General features: G+C 71.2%; 14 protein-coding genes and 2 tRNA genes. 12 read left to right on the top strand and 4 right to left on the bottom strand.

Translation table 11 applies throughout. The features are described from left to right. From ABEB00_RS29330 to ABEB00_RS29320, 3 genes are all read left to right on the top strand, one after another. On the top strand, positions 1–848 hold an 848-nt coding region (locus ABEB00_RS29330; RefSeq protein ID WP_345623516.1), incomplete at its 5' end, for an AIM24 family protein. 13 nt (positions 849–861) lie between these two features. Continuing rightward, positions 862–1,542 carry an AIM24 family protein gene (locus tag ABEB00_RS29325; RefSeq protein ID WP_345623514.1) on the top strand — a complete coding sequence of 227 codons (681 nt, stop codon included), beginning with the start codon at positions 862–864 and terminating at the stop codon, positions 1,540–1,542. 17 nt (positions 1,543–1,559) lie between these two features. Beyond that, positions 1,560–2,315 (top strand): AIM24 family protein, encoded by a 756-nt coding sequence (locus tag ABEB00_RS29320; RefSeq protein ID WP_345623513.1) that lies wholly within the window; start codon positions 1,560–1,562, stop codon positions 2,313–2,315. Positions 2,316–2,399: 84 nt separating this feature from the next. On the opposite strand, the gene ABEB00_RS29315 is transcribed toward ABEB00_RS29320, so the two are convergent. Continuing rightward, entirely contained in the window at positions 2,400–2,915 is a 516-nt protein-coding gene (locus ABEB00_RS29315) for an NUDIX hydrolase (RefSeq protein ID WP_345623512.1), read from the bottom strand. After that, positions 2,912–4,330, bottom strand: a complete 1,419-nt coding sequence (locus tag ABEB00_RS29310) for a zinc-dependent metalloprotease (protein ID WP_345623511.1) — start codon at positions 4,328–4,330, stop codon at positions 2,912–2,914. Before ABEB00_RS29310 ends, ABEB00_RS29315 begins: the two co-directional genes overlap by 4 nt. A gap of 193 nt (positions 4,331–4,523) precedes the next feature. On the opposite strand from ABEB00_RS29310, the gene ABEB00_RS29305 reads away from it, so the two are divergent. The 4 genes from ABEB00_RS29305 (at position 4,524) to ABEB00_RS29290 (ending at position 7,655) form a co-directional block, all read left to right on the top strand. Next, positions 4,524–5,648, top strand: coding sequence for an SDR family oxidoreductase (locus ABEB00_RS29305; protein ID WP_345623510.1), 1,125 nt, complete (start codon positions 4,524–4,526; stop codon positions 5,646–5,648). Between the two features lie 55 nt (positions 5,649–5,703). Continuing rightward, the gene (locus ABEB00_RS29300) at positions 5,704–6,165 is read left to right on the top strand and encodes a molybdenum cofactor biosynthesis protein MoaE (protein WP_345623509.1); all 462 of its coding nucleotides are present in this window, start codon (positions 5,704–5,706) and stop codon (positions 6,163–6,165) included. 131 nt (positions 6,166–6,296) lie between these two features. Further along, positions 6,297–6,470: a hypothetical protein gene (locus tag ABEB00_RS29295; RefSeq protein WP_345623507.1), complete on the top strand. Its 174-nt coding sequence runs from the start codon at positions 6,297–6,299 to the stop codon at positions 6,468–6,470. A gap of 90 nt (positions 6,471–6,560) precedes the next feature. Next, complete coding sequence (locus ABEB00_RS29290) at positions 6,561–7,655, top strand: YlbL family protein (RefSeq protein WP_345623505.1); 1,095 nt, start codon at positions 6,561–6,563, stop codon at positions 7,653–7,655. Positions 7,656–7,704: 49 nt separating this feature from the next. Here the strand turns inward: ABEB00_RS29290 and ABEB00_RS29285 are convergent, their stop codons facing one another. Further along, entirely contained in the window at positions 7,705–8,247 is a 543-nt protein-coding gene (locus ABEB00_RS29285) for a PPA1309 family protein (protein ID WP_345623503.1), read from the bottom strand. Between the two features lie 165 nt (positions 8,248–8,412). Here ABEB00_RS29285 and ABEB00_RS29280 point away from each other — a divergent pair, with 165 nt between their 5' ends. The 4 genes from ABEB00_RS29280 (at position 8,413) to ABEB00_RS29265 (ending at position 13,678) form a co-directional block, all read left to right on the top strand. Beyond that, a complete protein-coding gene (locus tag ABEB00_RS29280) occupies positions 8,413–11,370 on the top strand; it encodes a UPF0182 family membrane protein (RefSeq protein ID WP_345623566.1) in 2,958 nt (985 codons plus the stop codon). 52 nt (positions 11,371–11,422) lie between these two features. Beyond that, positions 11,423–11,496, top strand: a tRNA-Met gene (locus tag ABEB00_RS29275). 230 nt (positions 11,497–11,726) lie between these two features. Further along, on the top strand, positions 11,727–13,544 hold the full coding sequence (locus ABEB00_RS29270) for a tetratricopeptide repeat protein (RefSeq protein ID WP_345623502.1): 1,818 nt from the start codon (positions 11,727–11,729) through the stop codon (positions 13,542–13,544). 60 nt (positions 13,545–13,604) lie between these two features. After that, positions 13,605–13,678 (top strand) — tRNA-Met (locus ABEB00_RS29265). Positions 13,679–13,809: 131 nt separating this feature from the next. On the opposite strand, the gene ABEB00_RS29260 is transcribed toward ABEB00_RS29265, so the two are convergent. Continuing rightward, positions 13,810–14,226, bottom strand: coding sequence for a Fur family transcriptional regulator (locus tag ABEB00_RS29260; RefSeq protein ID WP_345623501.1), 417 nt, complete (start codon positions 14,224–14,226; stop codon positions 13,810–13,812). Between the two features lie 144 nt (positions 14,227–14,370). On the opposite strand from ABEB00_RS29260, the gene ABEB00_RS29255 reads away from it, so the two are divergent. Further along, entirely contained in the window at positions 14,371–15,822 is a 1,452-nt protein-coding gene (locus tag ABEB00_RS29255; protein WP_345623500.1) for a catalase, read from the top strand. Positions 15,823–15,864 lie beyond the last annotated feature (42 nt).

Here is a 15,864-nt window from a genome sequence, read left to right as displayed (position 1 = left end):
CACCGCCCCCCGGCTACGGCCAGCCCCAGGCCCCCCAGGCGCCCCACCCCCCGGGGCCGCCCGCCCCGCCCCCCGGCTACGGTCAGCCCCCGGTCCAGCAGGCCCCCTACGGCGCGCCCCAGGTGCCGCCGCAGGGCACGCCGCCCCAGGGCGTCCCGCAGAGCATCCCCCAGGGCGCACCGCAGGGCGCCGGCGTGGCCGCCGCGCTCCAGAAGTACCGGGAGACGCCCACCGGACAGCGCTGGACGCAGCAGAACCGCAAGCTCGTCCGCGTCGACCTCGGTCTCGGCGACCAGCCGGTGCTAGCCCGGCAGGGCAGCATGGTGCTCTACCAGGGCAAGGTCGACTTCGGCTACAAGGGCGCGGGCTTCGCCGGCCGTGTCGCGGGCAACGCCACCGGCCAGGAGATGCAGCTCATGCGCTGCACCGGCAAGGGGCAGGTCTTCTTCGCCGAGCAGTCCACGATGCTGCACCCCATCGAGCTCCAGGGGGACGCCCTCTGTGTCTCCGCCGAGAACGTCCTCGCCTTCGACGAGAGCCTGCGGTACGAGGTCCGGCGCATCGAGGGACACGGCATCCCCGGCGGCGCGCTGTTCACGATGCAGTTCCAGGGCACCGGCACCATCGTGGTGAAGACCCACGGCATGCCCGTGGTCCTGCCGGTCACGCCCACCACCTTCGCCGACTGCCACGCGGTCGTCGCCTGGTCGGCCGCCGCCCAGGTCGTCGTCTCCAGCCAGGTGCGGATGCGCCGCAACTCCTACCCCGGCGACACCGGCGAGAGCGTGAACCTGCAGTTCAGAGCCGCTCCCGGCAGCTTCGTCGTCGTTCAGCCGTACGAGATCTGAGGGAGCGCCCGACATGAACCAGCCGCTCGCGGACCACGCCCCCGCCCCGGTCTCCGCCCGCATGGAGAACCACGGCAACCACATGCTGAAGGTCGCCATGCAGACCGGGCACGACCTGTTCGCACGCGTGGGGTCGATGATCGCCTACGAGGGGTTCGTCCAGTACGAGCCCAACCCGCCCGCGGTCCGGCAGATCGCCAAGGACTGGATGACCGGCGAGGGCGCCCCCCTGATGAAGTGCTCCGGGGACGGCCTGCTCTACCTCGCCGACTACGGCGCCGACGTGGTCGTGATCAACCTCAACGGGGACGGCATCTCGGTCAACGCCACCAACCTGCTCGCCTTCGACGCCCACCTCACCTGGGGCGTGGAGCGGGTCAAGGGCCTGGCGAAGTTCGCCGGGCAGGGCCTGTGGAACACCAAGATCTCCGGGCCGGGCTGGGTCGCGCTGACCTCCCGGGGCAAGCCGATCGTCGTGGACTGCGGCGGCGGCGAGGACGAGACGTACGTCGACCCTGACGCGCTCGTCGCCTGGTCCCCGAACCTGAAGGTGAAGGGCAAGCGCAGCTTCAAGGCGCAGTCGCTGATCGGCCGCGGCAGCGGCGAGGCCTACCAGATGGCCTTCTCCGGTCAGGGCATCGTCGTCGTCCAGCCCAGCGAGGACAGCACCGACCGTCTCCGGGTCCGGGGCTGAGGGGGAGTACCGCCACCATGCAGAGCCCGATTTTCGCCTACAACGACCAGCAGACCCAGGAGCGCTGGAGCCTGCAGAACAAGCAGATGCTCCGCGTCACCCTGGAGGGCCACGACGACATCCTCGCCCGCAAGGGCACGATGGTCGCCTACCAGGGGCTCGTCGAGTTCGACGCCGAGTTCCAGGGCGGCAACCAGCGCCGCTCGCGGGCGCGCACCGGCGAGGGCCTGGACCTCATGCGCTGCCACGGACAGGGCACCGTCTTCTTCGCCAACCTCGCGCAGCACATCCATGTGATGGAGGTCGACCACGAGGGCCTCACCGTCGACAGCAGCTACGTACTGGCGATGGACTCCTCCCTGCACCACGAGGTCATCGCCGTCGACAGCCTGTACGGCATCTCCGGTTCGGGGAAGTACCAGCTCAACATCACCGGCAGCGGCCGGGTCGCGCTGATGACCTCGGGTGCCCCGCTGCTGATGCGGGTGACGCCCGACAGGTACGTCAACTGCGATGCCGACGCGATCGTCGCCTGGTCCACCGGGCTGCGCGTCCAGATGCAGGCCCAGACGCACTCCTCCGGGGTGTGGCGGCGCCGCGGCAGCACCGGCGAGGGCTGGGAGCTGAGCTTCATGGGCAGCGGCTTCGCCCTCGTCCAGCCCAGCGAGCTGCTGCCGCCGCAGAACGCCGCGATCGGCTCGGGCGCGGCCGCGCAGTTCGGCATGGGCCGGCAAGGGGCCCGCGGCCAGAACCAGGGCAACGCCTGGAGCTGAGCACAGCCGCCGGGCACAGAGAATCCGGACGGGCCGGGTAAGGGGCGACCGCCGTGGCGGTCGCCCCTTACCCGGCCCGGGGACTCAGAGCCTGGCGCGGGTCGCCGCCAGCAGGCGGACCACCGAGGCGTCCGCCACGTCCGCCACCTCCCCGTACCCGAACCAGCGCAGGTCGAGGGACTCGTCGCTGATCGCCTCGACGGCGTCCGGCGGGGCCACGGCCGCGTACTGGACGTCCAGGTGCCAGGCGCAGGGCGTGTGGTGCCGGTCCAGCCGCACCGGCCCACCGGGCAGCAGGGCCAGGCCCGCGATCCCCGACTCCTCGGTGCCCTCGCGCAGGGCGGACGCCGCCAGCGTCGGATCGCCCGGCTCGCAGTGGCCGCCCATCTGCAGCCACTTGCGCAGCTTGCGGTGCAAGGTCAGCAGGACCCGCTCGCGCGGCGGGTCGACCACCAGGGCGCTCGCCGTGAGGTGGCCGTCGCCGCACGCCTTCCACATGCCGTCCGGACGGGTCGCCAGATGGTCCAGGTAGACCTGGCGCAGTTCGTCCTGGCCCTCGTACCCCTTCAGCACGAGGACCGCGTCGTCGTACAGGCTCACTCCGTGCCGTCGCCCTCGGCCTCGCCCTTCTTACGCAGGTCGGGCTTGTCGGCGGCCTCGCCGAGCATCTTGTCCAGCTCGGAGAAGTCGAGCTGCTCGCGGTGGACGAAACCGTCCGGGTCGTCCAGGTCGGTGGCGGTCGGCAGCATGTCCGGGTGGGCCCACAGGCCGTCCCGGCCGTCGACACCGCGCGCGTCCGTCAGGGACGCCCACAGCCGGGAGGCGTCCCGCAGCCGGCGCGGGCGCAGCTCCAGGCCGATCAGCGTGGCGAAGGTCTGCTCGGCCGGTCCGCCCGAGGCGCGGCGGCGGCGCAGCGTCTCGCGCAGCGCGTCGGCGGAGGACAGCCGCGGCTTGGCGGCGGCGTGCACCACCGCGTCCACCCAGCCCTCCACCAGCGCCAGGGCCGTCTCCAGACGGGCCAGCGCGGCCTTCTGCTGCGGGGTGTCCTCCGGCTGGAACATGCCCTGCTGGAGAGCTTCCTGCAACTGCTCCGGGTTCTGCGGGTCGAACTGGCCGACCACGTCCTCCAGCTTGGCCGTGTCCACCTTGATGCCGCGGGCGTAGCCGTCGACCGCGCCGAACAGGTGCGAGCGCAGCCACGGCACATGGGCGAACAGACGCTGGTGGGCGGCCTCGCGCAGGGCGAGATACAGCCGCACCTCGTCCTTCGGCACGCCCAGGTCCTTGCCGAACGTCTCGATGTTCGCCGGCAGCAGCGCGGCCTTGCCGGCCGGGCCCAGCGGAAGGCCGACGTCGGAGGAGCCGACCACCTCACCGGCGAGCACTCCGACGGCCTGGCCGATCTGGGTGCCGAACATGGCGCCGCCCATGGAGCGCATCATGCCGATCAGCGGGCCGGCCATGGCCTGCATCTCCTCGGGCAGGACGTCGCCCATGGCCGCGCCGACGCGCTCGGCGACCGGGTCGACCAGTTCCTTCCAGGCGGGCAGGGTCGCCTCGACCCACTCCGCGCGGCTCCAGGCCAGCGCGGTACCCGCGCCGGAGGGCAGGGCGGTCGCGTCGTCCAGCCACAGGTCGGCCAGGCGGACGGCCTCCTGGACGGCGCTGCGCTCGGCGAGGCCGACGCTCGAGTCCTTCGTGCCGTCCGGGGCGCCCTGGGCCACGGTCTGGCGGGCGATCTGCTTGGCCATGTCCCAGTTCACCGGGCCGCCCTCGTAGGAGAGCATCTGGCCGAGCTGCTGGAACGCGGCCCCCAGGTCGTTGGGGTTCAGCGACCCGAACATGGCGGCGAACGGATTGTCCGCACCGGCGCCACCCGGGCCACCGGGCAGCCCGAGACCGAACGGGTTGGCCGGTCCCTGACCACCACCGCTCTGCTGGTCCTTCTTCTTGCCTTCGTCGCCGTCGTCCGGCTCCTCCGGCGGAAGGCCGAATCCGAATGGGGTGTCACTCACGGGGTTCCTCGGCTGGTAGGGCCGCCGGTTCTCTCCGGCGGCACGGCTGCCCGACATTCACCACCCAGCGTAGACACCCTGGGCGGATCGGGCCTCGGTGCTTCGCCGACTGACGGCCTGCGGCAGGATGGATGCCACCTGGTACGTACGCGTCACTCGCGACGGTACTGAAGACAACCGCTGGAGACGCCCGGTGAGTTCCCCAGATCCGCAGGTTCGCGCAGCGCGAAACCAGTCAACCGGCCCCGCCGGCCCCGCGGCGCGCGGGCCCGTCGTCGCGGTGACCGGCGCCGCCTCCGGCGTCGGCGCCCTGCTCACCGCGCGGCTCGCCGCGTCGGCGGAGGTCAGACAGGTCGTCGCCATCGACGAGCGGCGCGGGGAGTGCGCGGCGGCCCAGTGGCATGTCCTGGACGTACGGGACCCGGCCATCGCCGAGAAGCTGCGCGGCGCCGACGTGGTCGTCCACCTGGCGCTCGACCTCGACCTGGAGACCGACGCGGCCGCCCGGACGGCGTACAACGTCCGGGGGACGCAGACCGTCCTGACCGCCGCCGCGGCGGCCGGCGTGCACCGGGTCGTGCTGTGCACCTCCGCGATGGTCTACGGCGCGCTGCCGGACAACGAGCTGCCGCTGTCGGAGGACGCCGAGCTGCGGGCCACGGCCGAGGCCACCGGCGTCGGGGACCTGCTGGAGATCGAGCGGCTGGCCCGGCGGGCCCCGCGCGCCCACCCGGGGCTGAACGTCACCGTGGTCCGCCCCGCCGTCCTGGTGGGTGGCGGCGCCGACACCGCGCTGACCAGGTACTTCGAATCTCCCCGGCTGCTCGTGGTGGCCGGGTCGAGGCCCGCCTGGCAGTTCTGCCACGTCCACGACCTGTGCGGCGCGCTGGAGTACGCCGCGCTGGAGAAGGTCGACGGGGAACTCGCCGTCGGGTGCGACGGCTGGCTGGAGCAGGAGGAGGTCGAGGAACTCACCTCGATCCGGCGGATGGAGCTGCCGTCCGCCGTGGCGCTCGGCGCGGCGGCCCGGCTGCACCGCATCGGGCTCACCCCGTCCCCGGCCGGTGACCTGGCCTACACGATGTACCCCTGGGTGGTGAGCGGGAGCCGCCTGCACGACGCCGGGTGGCGGCCGAAGTACACCAACGAGGAGGTGCTCGCCGAACTGCTGGCCGAGGTCTCCGGGCGGCACACGGTCGCCGGGCGCCGCCTCGGCCGCAAGGACGCCACCGCGGCCGGCGCCGCGGGCGCGACGGTGGCGCTGCTGGGCGCGGCCGCGGTGGTGCGCCGGGCCCGCAAGGCCCGGCGGCGCATCTGAGGCACGGGCGGCGACGCTGTTCCTCGGCAGGCCGGCCGTGGGGCACGATGGAGGCATGGCACCCATGAACGACCACCCAGGTGAGCAGGTTGCGCAGGACCCCGTGAAGCTGGTCGCGGTCCGCGACACGCCGCTCTCCCTGGACGAGGTCTTCCGGGCCGTCGGGGACACCGCGGCCGGCGGCACCGCGCTGTTCGTGGGAACGGTGCGCGACCACGACGGCGGAGCCGACGTCGACAAGCTCGGGTACTCCTGCCATCCCAGCGCCGAGGCCGAGATGCGGCGGATCGCCGAGAAGGTCGTCGCCCGGTACCCGGTGCGCGCCCTGGCCGCCGTGCACCGGGTGGGTGACCTGGGCGTCGGCGACCTCGCCGTCGTCGTGGCCGTGTCCTGCCCGCACCGCGGGGAGGCGTTCGAGGCGTGCCGGATGCTGATCGACGACCTCAAGCACGAGGTGCCGATCTGGAAGCACCAGACGTTCTCCGACGGGACCGAGGAGTGGGTCGGCGCCTGCTGAGCGTCCCCGGGCCCGCACCCGCGTCGTTTCCCCCGGTTGCGTAACCGCACCCCCGGTACGAGCGTTGTCACTGTGAATGGTTAATCTGCTGATCAGTCAGTCGCGGACGCTCATGGGGTTGGGAGGTCGGCATGGCGGCTCTCGCCTGGTTGCTGATTCCGCTGGTGGCCGCGATCGCCGCGGGTCTGTGGGGCAGTTGGGCCCACCGGACCCGCAGGGCGCGCGGCGACGGCCCGGAACTGGACGGGTACGCCCGGTTCCGGGAAGCCATGGAGAAGCCCCCGCGCACCTCCTCACGCACCTGAGCGACGTGCCCGCCCGGCCCGTGCCCGGCACCGGCCGTGCTCGCACCGCCCTGACGGAGCGCTGACAGACCCGTCCCGTACTGTCGTGACATGCCACGCCGCACCGCGACGATGCTCGCCTCCACCCTGATGCTGATCGCGCTCCTGTGCGCGGGAGTCTTCATCCCCGTGCCGTACGCGGAGATGTCCCCGGGGCCGACGGTGAACACACTCGGTGACCACGACGGCGAGCCGGTGCTGCAGATCTCCGGGCGCAAGACGTACGAGGCCGGCGGCCACCTGAACATGACCACCGTCCGCGTCACCAGCGCCGACTACAAGATGAACCTCGTCGAGGCCGTGTACGGGTGGCTGGCCCACGACAACAAGGTCGTGCCGCACGACACGCTCTACCCGGACGGCAAGACGGAGGAGCAGTCCACCCAGGAGAACGCCGAGGAGTTCAGCCAGTCCCAGGAGAGCGCCAAGGTCGCCGCCCTGAAGGAGCTGGACATCCCCGTGCAGTCCTGGGTGGTGGTCTCCACCGTCGTCAAGGACTCCCCGGCCGAGGGCACGCTGCACGCCGGCGACGTGATCAAGGCGGTCGACGGCACCGCGGTCAAGCAGCCCGCCGACGTCGCGAAGCTGGTGACCGAGCACAAACCCGGCGAGGACGTCGTCTTCACGGTCGTGCCCGCCAAGGAGCAGGCCGCCGCCGAGAAGGAGAACCGGAGGACGACCGGCACCGAGGACATCAGGATCACCACGACCGCCTCCGCCGACACCGGCGAGAAGCGGGCCGTCGTCGGGATCTCGGCCGGGACCGACCACACCTTCCCGTTCACCATCGACATCAAGCTCGCCGACGTCGGCGGGCCGAGCGCCGGTCTGATGTTCGCGCTCGGCATCTACGACAAGCTCACCCCGGGCGACCTGACCGGCGGCGCCTTCGTGGCCGGCACCGGCACCATCGACGACGCCGGCGAGGTCGGCCCGATCGGCGGCATCGAGATGAAGACCGTCGGCGCCCGTGACAAGGGCGCCCAGTACTTCCTGACGCCCGCCGACAACTGCGCGGCCGCCGCCGAGGACACCCCCGACGGACTCACCCTGGTCAAGGTGGGCACGATCGACGACGCCCTCGGCGCGCTGAAGGACATCCGCGCCGGGGACACCGCCGACCTGCCGACGTGCGCCGCCGGGTGACCGCGCGGGCCGCGGCCCGCGCCGCCGTCCCGGGCGGCGTTTGGGAGGGCTACTCCTCGAACGTCGCCGTCAGCGCCTGAGCCAGCCCCGGCACCAGCTCGGAGCCGGTCAGGACCTCCGTCACGGAGTCCTTCTCCCGCAGCCGCAGCGCCGAGTCCCGGGTGCCGTCCCGCAGCACCGCGACCGTCAGCCGCACCTCCTGGCGGTCCGGGTGCCCGGCCACCCACGCCGTCAGCCCGGCCTCGTCGAGGCCGTCGGGGACCTGGGCCTCGGCCGACGGGGGCAGCATCAGGCGCTCCACGCTGAGCGCGCAGCCGGCCACCGCGTCGGGCCAGGCGATCGTGGCGAGGAACTCGTCCAGCGGCCGGTCCGCGGGAACCTCGTCCTGCTCGATGGGGGTGAGCCCGGCGGACTCGCCCTCCGTGTCGAGGCCGAGCTTGCGCGCCAGGGAGGGCTGCTCGGACTGGAGTCGTGCGGTGTCTACGAGAGCGAAGAAGCGGGCGGGCTGGTCCCAGCCGAGGCCGGAGACGTACTCGTCGATCTCGAGCACGGCCCGGGTGAGCGGGCTCGCCGCCATGGGGGTGTTGGACATGGTCACAATCCTCTCTCGTTCGGGGCCGGAATCGGGAACCGAGTAAACGATGAGTAAGTTGCATAAGTGTGGGTCCGGGAGTACGGGCCCGCGCGAGAGGCCCACGGACCCGAGGGCCAGACGGATTCAACAGCGAACTTCGAGGTGCGCACCTTGGCTTTCCAGATGCCGGACCGCGGCGGAGGCCCGACGGGGCCACGGATCAGAGTGGGCCGCCCGTCCCGGCGTGTCCGGACCCTGCTCATGACGCTGGGCGTGCTGGCCGTGCTGGCCATGGCGTTCACCATGTTCGCGGGCTTCTGGACGGACTGGCTGTGGTACCGGTCGGTCGACTACTCGTCGGTGTTCACGACAACCCTGTGGACCAAGATCGGGCTGTTCTTCGTCTTCGGCCTGCTGATGGCGCTCGCCGTCGGGTTCAACATCTGGCTGGCCCACCGCATGCGGCCGCCGCTGAGCGCGATGTCGATGGAGCAGCAGAACCTCGACCGCTACCGGATGGGCATCGCGCCCTACAAGAAGTGGCTGCTGCTCGGCATCACCGCCCTGGTGGGCCTGATCGCCGGCGCCTCGGCGTCCGGCCAGTGGCGGACCTGGCTGATGTGGGTCAACGGCGTGTCCTTCGGCCAGAAGGACCCGCAGTTCAAGCTGGACGTCGCCTTCTACGCCTTCGACCTGCCCTGGTACCGGTTCCTGCTCGGCTTCGGCTTCGCCGCCGTGATCCTCTCGGTGATCGCCGCCGCGCTCACCCACTACCTGTACGGCGGGCTGCGCGTCACCAGCCCCGGCGCGCGGGCCACGTCCGCGGCCACCGGCCATCTGTCGGTGCTGATCGGTGTCTTCGTCGCGTTCAAGGCGGTCGCCTACTGGCTGGACCGCTACGGACTGGCGGTGAAGTCCAGCGACTTCAAGGCCACGGACAACTGGACCGGCCTGCGGTACGTCGACGCCAACGCCTACCTGCCCGCCAAGACGATCCTGTTCTGCATCGCGGTCATCTGCGCGCTGCTGTTCTTCGCCACCATCTGGCGGCGCACCTGGCAGCTTCCCCTGATCGGCTTCGGCCTGATGGTGCTCTCCGCGATCCTGATCGGCGGCCTCTACCCGGCCATCGTGCAGAAGTTCCAGGTCCAGCCGAACGAGCAGGCCAAGGAAGCCCCGTACGTCGAGAAGAACCTCGCGGCCACCCGGGACGCCTACGGCATCGACGGCACCCAGGTCACCGACTACGACGGCAAGAGCGACACCAAGGACCTGACCAAGCTGCGGGACGACGTCGGCGACGCCGCCTCGGTCCGGATCATGGACCCGAACATCGTCTCGCCGACGTTCCAGCAGCTCCAGCAGATGCGTAAGTACTACGCCTTCCCGAACAACCTGGACGTCGACCGCTACACCGCCGAGGACGGCGCGGACCAGGACACCGTCATCGGCCTGCGCGAGCTGAACCTCGCCGGCGTCGACAAGCAGAACTGGATCAACAACCACTTCCGCTACACCCACGGTTACGGCGTCGTCGCGGCCAAGGGCACCGAGGTGGACGCCGAGGGACGCCCGGTCTTCACCGAGTCCAACCTGCCGTCCGAGGGCGACCTGCCCCGGTACGAACAGCGGATCTACTACGGCGAGAAGACCGGTACGTACTCGATCGTCGGCGGTCCCCAGAAGGAGATCGACTACTCCGACGACAGCGGGGAGAAGACCACCAGCTACAAGGGCGACAGCGGGGTGAACCTCTCCAACCCGGTCAACCGGGCCGCGTACGCGGTGGCGTTCAACGAGCCGCAGATCCTGTACTCCGGGGCGATCGGCGAGGGTTCGCGCATCCTGTACAATCGCACTCCCAAGGACCGCGTCGAGGCGGTCGCCCCGTGGCTGACCATCGACGGCGACGCCTATCCGGCGGTGGTGGACGGCCAGATCCAGTGGATCGTGGACGCGTACACCACCACCAACGGCTATCCGTACGCCTCCCGCACCACGCTCGGCGACACGACGGCCGACTCGCTGACCGCGGTCAACGACAACCGCGCGGTGGTCGCCCAGCAGAACCAGGTCAACTACATCCGCAACTCGGTGAAGGCGACCGTCGACGCGTACACCGGAGACGTCAAGCTCTACCAGTGGGACACCAAGGATCCCGTCCTGAAGACGTGGATGAAGGCGTTCCCCGGCACGGTGGAGTCCAAGAGCAAGATCTCCGGCGACCTGATGGCGCATCTGCGCTACCCGCAGGACCTGTTCAAGGTCCAGCGCGAGCTGCTCACCCGCTACCACGTGAAGGACGCCGAGACGTTCCTCAGCGGCAGCGAGGTCTGGCAGGTGCCGGACGACCCGACCAACAAGTCGGGCGACGCGGTGCCGCCGTACTACCTGAGCATGAAGATGCCCGACCAGCAGCAGCAGGCGTTCTCGCTGACGACCACGCTCACCCCCAACGGACGTGACAACCTCAGCGCGTTCATGGCGGTCGACGCCGAGGCGGGCACCGACGGCTACGGCAAGATCAGAATCCTGAAACTGCCGACCAGCACCACCGTCGACGGTCCCAAACAGGTGCAGAGCCAGTTCAACTCCGAACAGGACATCGCCGAGTCCATCAGGCTGCTCAGAGGCGGCGACTCGGAGGTGGAGTACGGCAACCTGCTGACCGTGCCGCTCGACGGCGGGCTGCTCTACGTGGAGCCGGTCTATGTGCGCGGCGGCGGACTGAAGTATCCGCTGCTGCGCAAGGTGCTGGTCACCTACGGAGGCCAGACGGCCTTCGAGGACACCCTGGACGAAGCCCTCAACAAGGTCTTCGGGGACGAGGGAGCCACCACCCCGGAGCCGCCCGACGAGGGCGACGACACCGGCGATCCGCCACCGACGTCCAGCGACCCCACGGTCCAGGAAGCGCTCGACGACGCCCAGGAAGCCTTCGACGCCGGCCAGAAGGCCCTGAAGGAGAACGACTGGACGGCGTACGGCGAGGCGCAGAAGGACCTGGAGGACGCGCTGAGCCGGGCCGAGGACGCCCAGGCCGAGGCGGCGAGCGGCGACGACAAGAACGGGGGCGGCAAGAGCGACCCGAGCCCCGCTCCGAGCGGCAGCCCCGGCAGCGGCGGCTCGGACAGCGGCTGACCAGGGCGTGAAGCACCCACCCCGCGCCGTGATACGGTTGTGAACACAACGGCGCGGGGTGGAGCAGCTCGGTAGCTCGCTGGGCTCATAACCCAGAGGTCGCAGGTTCAAATCCTGTCCCCGCTACTGAAGTCGATGCACATCGTGCAAGCGACAGCGAAGGCCCGGATCCCCCAGGGATCCGGGCCTTTGTGATGTGCGCACACATGTTCCGACGGGTGTGGACTGCCCTGTCGGCCACGGGAGTTGGGCGATCCGTGTTTGACTTGTCTCTCTGTGGGCATGTCGACAAAACGCTGAAGTGACCTCACTGACTGCGGTGTGCCGGGTGTACCCAGGTTGCGGGTGGTGCGACGATGGACGTTATGGGGGACATGGCAACTCTGTTCGAGACGGGGCGGTTTGTGCAGCCTTCCGGTCCCGAGAGGGCCGGGGACGAGGCCGGAGAAGCGGCCGACGAGGCTGCCGAGGAGGTGCGCCGGCGGTTCGCCGCCGGGGCCGGGGCCGGGGACGTCGAGGCGATGAGCGTCCTCGGGTCCATGCTGCTGCGCCGCGGCGATCTCGACGGAGCCGAGCCCCATCTGCGCGCCGCGACCGCGGCCGGCGACCGGGCCGCGGCCAACAACCTGGGCGTCCTGCTCCACCAGCGCGGATACGCCGACGAGGCGGCCGGCTGGTGGCGGATCGCCGCCGTCGCCGGCTCCGCCGCGGCGGCGCACGCGCTGGGCCGCCACTTCCGTGAGCGCGGTGACGAACCCGCCGCCGAGTACTGGCTGCGCCAGGCCGCCGAACAGGGACACGCCCTCGGCGCCTACGCCCTCGCCGACCTGCTGGAGCACCGCGGGGACGCGGCGGCCGGGCGCTGGATGCGGGCGGCCGCCGAACGCGGGCACCGGGAGGCCGCGTACCGGCTGGCCCGGGCGCTGGACCGGCGTGCCCCCCGGCCCGGGGACGACGACCGGAGCGCGGCGGACGAGGCCGAGCAGTGGTACCGGCAGGCCGCGGCGCGCGGACACCGCCGGGCCGCGCTGCACCTCGGGACCATCCTGGAGCGGCGCGGCGAACTGAAGGAGGCGGGCCGCTGGTACCTGACGTCCGCCAAGGACGGCGAGACGCGGGCCGCCTGCGCGCTGGGCTTCCTGCTGCGCGACGCCGGGGACAGCGAGAGCGCCGCGGTGTGGTGGCTGCGCGCCGCCCAGCAGGGCGACGGCAACGCGGCCAACGCGCTGGGCGCCCTGCACGCCGAGCGCGGTGAACCCCAGACCGCCGAGCGCTGGTACCGGGCGGCCATGGACGCCGGCGACGAGAACGGCGCGTACAACCTCGGGCTGCTCTGCGCCGAGCAGGGCCGCACCGCGCGGGCCGAGCAGTGGTACCGGCGCGCGGCCTACGCCGGGCACCGCGAGGCGTCCAACGCGCTGGCGATCCTGCTGCTCCAGAACGGCGACCGCAGCGGCGCCGAGCCGTGGTTCTCCAAGGCCGCCGAGGCGGGCAGCGTCGACGCCGCCTTCAACCTCGGCATCCTGCACGCCGGCCGCGGGGAGGAGGAGCCCGCGCTGCGCTGGTACGAGATGGCCGCCGCCGCCGGGCACACCGAGGCGGCGCTCCAGGTCGGCATGGCCCGGCTGCGGGACGGCGACGAGCGGGACGCCGAGCGGTACCTGCGCTGCGCGGCGGGGGGCGGCAGCGCCGAGGCCGCCTACCGGCTCGCCACGCTGCTCGACGCGCGCCGCCCGCCGGAGCCCGCGCACGAACTGGGGGAGACGGCGCACGAGAAGACCGAGTGCGAGGAGTGGTACGAGCGGGCGGCCGGCCAGGGGCACCGCCGGGCCCAGGTGCGGGTCGGCATGCTGGCCGCGGCGCGGGGCGACATGGCGGAGGCCGCGCGCTGGTACCGCGCGGCGGCCGAGGCGGGCTCCCGCAACGGCGCGTTCAACCTCGGCCTGCTGCTGGCCCGCGAGGGCAGCGAGCCGGAGGCGGCCGCCTGGTGGACGCGGGCGGCCGACGCCGGCCATGGGCGGGCGGCGCTCCGCCTCGCCCTCGTCTACGCGCGTCGGGGGGAACTGGCGGAGGGGAAGCGCTGGGCGGACCGCGCGGTCACCCTCGGCCCCCCCGAGGTGGCCAAGCGGGCGGCCCGGCTGCGGGACGCGCTGCGCGAGGAACTGTCGGCCTGACCGGCCATGACCACTGATTTGCCTCTCTCCGCGTCCTTGACGTAATGTTGCGTTCATCGCCGCGGGGTGGAGCAGCTCGGTAGCTCGCTGGGCTCATAACCCAGAGGTCGCAGGTTCAAATCCTGTCCCCGCTACTGAAGATCGAGGGCCGGAATCCGAAAGGGTTCCGGCCCTCGATCTGTCTGTCGCGCGTACCGGAGCCGCCGTGCGCACCCGGACATGAGAAACCCCGGCACGTGGGACGTGCCGGGGGGGGAGCGGGTCGTCAGGCCGTCGCGCAGTTCGGGCAGACGCCGCGGTACGTCACCTCGACGTCCGAGACCGCGAAGCCGAAGCGCTCCGAGTCCGGGAGGTCGGCCAGCGGGTTCCCCGCCGGATGCACGTCACGGATCGTGCCGCACTGGGCGCAGACCAGGTGGTGGTGCGGACGGTGCGCGTTCGGGTCGTAGCGCTTGGCGCGCTTGTCCGTCGCCACCTCAAGCACCTCGCCCAACGTGACCATCTCGCCCAGGGTGTTGTAGACGGTGGCCCGGGAGATCTCCGGCAGCTTGCCGACCGCCCTCGCGTGCACCTCGTCGGCGGTCAGATGGACGTGTTCACCGTCGAGCACCTCGGCCACGACGCGTCGCTGCGCGGTCATCCGCCATCCGCGTTCGCGCAGCCGTTCCAGAAGGTCGCTCATACGAACCAGCCTAACAGCAAGGGGAACGAGTCCCGAATGAGTGTGACTTTGGAGCCTTACTTGACTTAGACAATGTCCATTGTAGGATCGGTTACGGCTTCGGCCAAGGGACAGGAACAGCAAGTTATGGCGCAGGAGGCCCACGTGACTCAGGGACCGCTCACGACGGAGACCGGTGCTCCGGTAGCCGACAATCAGAACAGCGAGACCGCGGGGGCCGGCGGCCCGGTGCTCGTCCAGGACCAGCTCCTCCTGGAGAAGCTGGCCCATTTCAACCGCGAGCGCATCCCGGAGCGTGTCGTGCACGCCCGCGGCGCGGGTGCCTACGGCACCTTCACGGTCACCGCCGACGTCACCGAGTACACGAGGGCCGCCTTCCTCTCCGAGGTCGGCAAGGAGACGGAGACCTTCCTCCGCTTCTCCACCGTGGCCGGCAACCTGGGCTCGCCGGACGCCGTCCGCGACCCGCGCGGCTTCTCGCTGAAGTTCTACACCGAAGAGGGCAACTACGACCTCGTCGGCAACAACACCCCGGTGTTCTTCATCAAGGACGCCATCAAGTTCCCCGACTTCATCCACACCCAGAAGCGCGACCCGTACACGGGCAGCCAGGAGGCGGACAACGTCTGGGACTTCTGGAGCCTGTCGCCGGAGTCGACCCACCAGGTGACCTGGCTGCACGGCGACCGGGGCATCCCGGCCTCGTACCGGCACATGGACGGCTTCGGTTCGCACACCTACCAGTGGAACAACGAGGCCGGCCAGGCCTTCTGGGTGAAGTACCACTTCAAGACGGACCAGGGCATCAAGAACCTGACCGCCGCTGAGGCCGAGGTCGTCGCGGGCAAGGACCCCGACTCCCACCAGCGCGACCTGCGGGAGGCCATCGAGCGCGGCGAGTACCCGTCCTGGACGGTCGGCGTGCAGATCATGCCGGTGGCCGAGGCGGCGACGTACCGCTTCAACCCGTTCGACCTGACCAAGGTCTGGCCGCACGCGGACTACCCGGTCATCGAGTTCGGCAAGCTGGAGCTGAACCGCAACCCGGAGAACGTCTTCGCCGAGGTCGAGCAGTCGGTCTTCTCCCCGGCGCACTTCGTGCCCGGCATCGGCCCCTCCCCGGACAAGATGCTCCAGGGCCGCCTCTTCGCCTACGGCGACGCCCACCGCTACCGCGTCGGCATCAACGCCGACCACCTGCCGGTGAACCGCCCGCACGCCACCGAGGCGCGCACCCACTCCCGGGACGGCCTGCTGTACGACGGCCGCCACAAGGGCGCGAAGAACTACGAGCCGAACAGCTTCGGCGGTCCGTTCCAGACGGACCGGGCGCTGTGGCAGCCGGTCGCGGTCACCGGGGTCACCGGCGACACCGAGGCGCCGGTGCACACCGAGGACAACGACTTCGTCCAGGCGGGCAACCTCTACCGGCTGATGACGGAGGAGGAGAAGGAGCGCCTGATCGCCAACCTGGCCGGCGGCATCTCCCAGGTTTCGCGCGAGGACATCGCAGAGCGCGCGATCAACAACTTCCGTCAGGCGGACGGCGACTTCGGCAAGCGGCTGGAGGCCGCGGTCCAGGCCCTGCGCGGCTGACAGCACTGGACCGCTTGTCGCGGCGGCGGGCCGGTCCCCTCG

This window comes from Streptomyces ziwulingensis (genome assembly GCF_039542605.1).
Taxonomy (GTDB): domain Bacteria; phylum Actinomycetota; class Actinomycetes; order Streptomycetales; family Streptomycetaceae; genus Streptomyces; species Streptomyces ziwulingensis.
Note: the sequence above shows the minus strand (reverse complement) of the source record. Positions and strands in the feature narration are given on the sequence as shown.